Origin of the sequence: Photorhabdus akhurstii, from assembly GCF_018448925.1 — a bacterium.
In the GTDB taxonomy this organism is placed as follows: Bacteria; Pseudomonadota; Gammaproteobacteria; order Enterobacterales; family Enterobacteriaceae; genus Photorhabdus; species Photorhabdus akhurstii.
Genome location: NZ_RCWE01000059.1, coordinates 1 through 3,679, shown reverse-complemented (window position 1 = coordinate 3,679; position 3,679 = coordinate 1). Strand labels below are relative to the sequence as shown.

At 49.1% G+C, this 3,679-nt stretch carries 6 protein-coding genes; 3 read left to right on the top strand and 3 right to left on the bottom strand.

Annotation, left to right across the window (positions count from 1 at the left end; all coding sequences use genetic code 11):
* A partial coding sequence (locus tag EAE93_RS23495; protein WP_250151172.1) for a CHC2 zinc finger domain-containing protein occupies positions 1 to 455 on the bottom strand: 455 nt, incomplete at its 3' end.
* Positions 456 to 587: 132 nt separating this feature from the next.
* Between EAE93_RS23495 and EAE93_RS23490 the strand changes: the two genes are divergently transcribed.
* The 3 genes from EAE93_RS23490 to EAE93_RS23480 all read left to right on the top strand — a co-directional run bounded on the left by EAE93_RS23490 (position 588) and on the right by EAE93_RS23480 (position 1,561).
* Entirely contained in the window at positions 588 to 950 is a 363-nt protein-coding gene (locus tag EAE93_RS23490) for a helix-turn-helix domain-containing protein (protein WP_046976653.1), read from the top strand.
* A 78-nt stretch (positions 951 to 1,028) separates the two neighbouring features.
* Positions 1,029 to 1,349 carry a SymE family type I addiction module toxin gene (locus tag EAE93_RS23485; RefSeq protein WP_214040689.1) on the top strand — a complete coding sequence of 107 codons (321 nt, stop codon included), beginning with the start codon at positions 1,029 to 1,031 and terminating at the stop codon, positions 1,347 to 1,349.
* 14 nt (positions 1,350 to 1,363) lie between these two features.
* Positions 1,364 to 1,561 (top strand): DUF7706 family protein, encoded by a 198-nt coding sequence (locus EAE93_RS23480; protein ID WP_214040688.1) that lies wholly within the window; start codon positions 1,364 to 1,366, stop codon positions 1,559 to 1,561.
* A 272-nt stretch (positions 1,562 to 1,833) separates the two neighbouring features.
* Here EAE93_RS23480 and EAE93_RS23475 read toward each other — a convergent pair whose 3' ends face one another.
* Positions 1,834 to 2,154 (bottom strand): hypothetical protein, encoded by a 321-nt coding sequence (locus EAE93_RS23475; RefSeq protein ID WP_036771863.1) that lies wholly within the window; start codon positions 2,152 to 2,154, stop codon positions 1,834 to 1,836.
* On the bottom strand, positions 2,154 to 3,679 hold a 1,526-nt coding region (locus EAE93_RS23470), incomplete at its 5' end, for an RHS repeat domain-containing protein (RefSeq protein WP_332009638.1). The genes EAE93_RS23470 and EAE93_RS23475, both read right to left, overlap by 1 nt.

Sequence of the window (3,679 nt, the reverse complement as noted above, 5' to 3'; positions counted from 1 at the left end):
TCCGGGTGGTTTAACCGGCGTTTTTCCAGATAAGCCAGCGCTTCGGGGGCGTTCAGCAACGTCTGGTGATAGAACTCCACCACCCGATTAAGCAGCGCCTGCCGTCCGGCTTCGTCTTCGGCCAGCATGGCGGGTTCATTTGGCTGGACCAGCGGGGCGATTGCCGGATTCTCGCCCAGTTCCCCGCGCAGGCGTTCCACGGCATGGCGCAGGCTTAACCCCTCGGTTTTCATCACCCAGTCCAGTACGGAGCCGCCGGCGTGACAGCCGAAACAGTGATAGAGGTTCTTTTCAGGGCTGAGCACCATTGACGGGGTTTTCTCCTGATGGAACGGGCACAGCAGCACGTAATCTTTGCCGCGTTTAAAGAGCTGTCGCCCCTGTTGCTCCACCACGGCGACTAAGGAGACGGCGGCTTTCAGGTGCTGTAATTCGGCTTCCGGGATGCGTGCCATGAGTTTGTTCCTTTAAAACCTTGTCAAGACCATTAATATGTTTTATTATGGTACACATATATGTACTATCGTCAAGTGGATATTAATCAAGGGGGTAAAATCATGAGTCACTCGGTTTACTGGTGCTTATCTATGCCCTTATCTGAACGACTCATTGCTTTACGTAAGCAACGTAGCCTATCTCAGCAGGCGATGGCTGATGCTATTGGGATTCATGCTAATAGCTGGAAGAAGTACGAGACAGGGCAGGCTCAGCCTTCCCTTGATGTATTGAAGAAGATTGCGACTTCGCTGAATGTCAGCACGGACTTTTTGTTATTTGATGAACATGAACGTGTACCGGTTGATGAACTTTCCTTGCAGTTTGAAGCCATCAGCCAGCTTCCTGATGATGAACAGAGTATTGTTCGTGAAGTGCTGGAGAGTTTAATTATCAAGTATCAGTCCCGACGTTGGGATTCAGCCAGACAGGCAGCGAAGAAGAAAGAAGAGTAACGAATAAAGCTAACGCGGATTGCCAGTGCGCCAACACTGTCAATCCGCTCACCACAGCAACTAATAGGAGTAGTCACTATGGCTAAGGCGCATTCTAAAGCAGAAGCGGCAGTAAATAAAGCCGTGAAAACAGAACGTTATTACACTGTGGGCTATGTGCCGAACGGGAACAAGGTCAACAACGCTACACCGGCGATACATCTGAAGGGGCAGTGGCTGAGACAGGCGGGGTTTAATACTGGCGGCCAGATTACGGTGAAGGTGATGGACGGCTGTCTGGTGCTGATACCGGACAGTGAGGCCACGCAACAACAGCATCAGCAATACCAGCGGCAACAGGAACAACTGCGGGAGATTAAGCAGCAGATGCGGGCGTTGATAACTGGTTTTGCGGGTTAAGAGGGGAGCATGAGATGACGATAGCCATTGAACATTTACAGGATATCCAGTTAACTCACATTGAAGCGCTGGCCTTAGCCCAACTGGTTAAGCGGCTGAACTGGGCGGAGATACGCGCCTGTGCGATTGATGATGCGGAAGCCTGGGTTATCAAGGTCGCGATAGGGCGGCTCCAGTCGGCACTGGCGTGTCACGGGTATTCACCACGGTAAGAAAGAAACAGGCCGGAAGCGATTCCGGCTTTTTGCGATTTCAGGGAGAAAACAGAATAAAATATCTAAAATATAGCCTATGTATATATTTATCATTAATCTTATATTTTTCTGTATTATTCCTTTGTTTATCTTCTTATTTATTTTATATTTTTGTGGTTTTAAATTATATATTTAATATATAAGACCAACCCTGAAAGATATTTATTTTAAGCATAAAAATAACAAGGCTGGAAGATCACGGGGATCTTTCCGGCCTTATTAATTATTAACTACCACTTATATGGATACGCATGATTTGATAAGATTTGCTGCTTAATTTCCTCATCAAGAGGACTATTTTCACGTTTTTCTAAATATTCGACTCTTTTGATTACAAAATTCTTATCTGCTTCTAGAAATTTTGAGAAAACTTTATCCCAATCATCCTTATAACCATACATATTCAACATTTTTTCCAATGCTGAATTTATCAAAGGACTACTTGAATATATCAGTGTTCCAGGATCCTCACATTCAAACTTTATATAAAGGATCAGCTTGATTATTGCATTCACCTCTTCCCTTGCTAATTGAATAGATTCGTGCTTCATTATTTCCCTCCGCACTTTCTGATTTTAACTTGATTATCAGTGAGTTTGAGTCTCGTATCATAATCAAGATGTTCTAATATGGTATATGGGTTTTTACCGGCATACAGAATATTATTCAATTTCAACTTTCCTTCATGAGTATATTCTAATCTAGAAGGTGAACGGATATTTCCTCTTTCCCCTGGGTCTATTTTGAAAATAATCGCATAGTCTCCTCGTCCTATATGATTGGGGTTGTTTATCAATAAATCTCTCATTACATCTTTTGGCGACATCAGTATATCCGTTATATAAACTTTTCCACTGACGTTTGGATTAAGAACACCGCTCTTCATAATGCCGTCAAAGCCAGCTTTATTTGTATAGTGAATAAATACATTTTCACCAGCTAGCCCCAGAGGATCAATCCAGTTCGCCGGATTATGGACGTACGCATACGGGTTCTCACCCCCATTTAGCCCTAGCGGATCAGGGCTGAGGTAGCACGCTGCTTCCGGCAAATAATACCTGAACCGGTTATAAAATAAACCACTTTCCTCATCAAAAAGTTGCCCGGCAAATCTCAGGCCCGGGTCCAATGGCGGGTTCTCGCCGTGTCCGCTCAGACGCAGGCCGTATAGCGACTGCTTCGGCCGCCGCCACACCCGCTTGCCCTCCGGGTCGAACAGCGCCAGCGGCTCGCCGGTCGGGGCGCTGACCGCATACTGGGTCTGCACCTCCCCAGCCATCAGCTCCACCCGGTTGTCCAGATTAAGCGTAAACGCCTGCGTCTGCTGCGCTATCAGCTCCCAGCCGTCAAACACCAGATGGCGGATCATTTTCAGCCGGCCGTGCTGATATTCCCGGATTTCCGCCGGCACGTCGCCGTCCCACACATACGTGGTCAGCTTACCGCTCTGGATACACCGTTTTTCTGTCCGCCGCCCGAAGGCGTCATAGCGATATTCCCACGGTATCCCGTCCGGGGTGATAAGCCCGGTCAGCTGATTCTGGCTGTTCCACCGGTATTTTGTCAGCGCCAGCCGGCAACCTTCCGCTAAAAACTGCTTCTCCTGCATGCGGCCGGCCCGGTCGTAAACAAACCGGTGCGAGCCCACCCAGTTCAGGCGATGGCCCTCCTGATAGAGGGTTTCCCCCATAATCTCCTGCGCCCCGTCAAACCGTCTTGACGGGTACCCGGTCTCATCATACTGATAATGCTCCCGCAGTGTCCGGCCCTCGCCCACCGACATCACCTGGCCATTGCCGTTGAGGAGATAATTTAACGGCTGCCCGTCATCACTGACAGCGGTCAGGTTCAGCGCGGCATCGTATTCATACCGGCGGGCCACCCCCGCGTAAGCGGGTCCGGCAATCTCTTCCAGTTCAGCCGGCCGGAAGAAATGGGGATTACGGCCCGCCCGTTGCGCGGTTAACTGGCCCATCAGGCTGTACTGCTGGCGCAGAATAAATCCCCCTTCCACGTAACGCCCCGTATCCCGGCCGGCGTCATCCCGTTCCAGGGTCAGGGGCGCCTGTCCTTCCA

What these genes read in the sequence shown, in the direction of transcription:
- EAE93_RS23490 (WP_046976653.1), top strand. Translation starts at nt 588, where the DNA reads ATGCCCTTATCTGAACGACTCATTGCTTTACGTAAGCAACGTAGCCTA.
- EAE93_RS23475 (WP_036771863.1), bottom strand. Translation starts at nt 2,154, where the DNA reads ATGAAGCACGAATCTATTCAATTAGCAAGGGAAGAGGTGAATGCAATA.
- EAE93_RS23485 (WP_214040689.1), top strand. Translation starts at nt 1,029, where the DNA reads ATGGCTAAGGCGCATTCTAAAGCAGAAGCGGCAGTAAATAAAGCCGTG.
- EAE93_RS23480 (WP_214040688.1), top strand. Translation starts at nt 1,364, where the DNA reads ATGACGATAGCCATTGAACATTTACAGGATATCCAGTTAACTCACATT.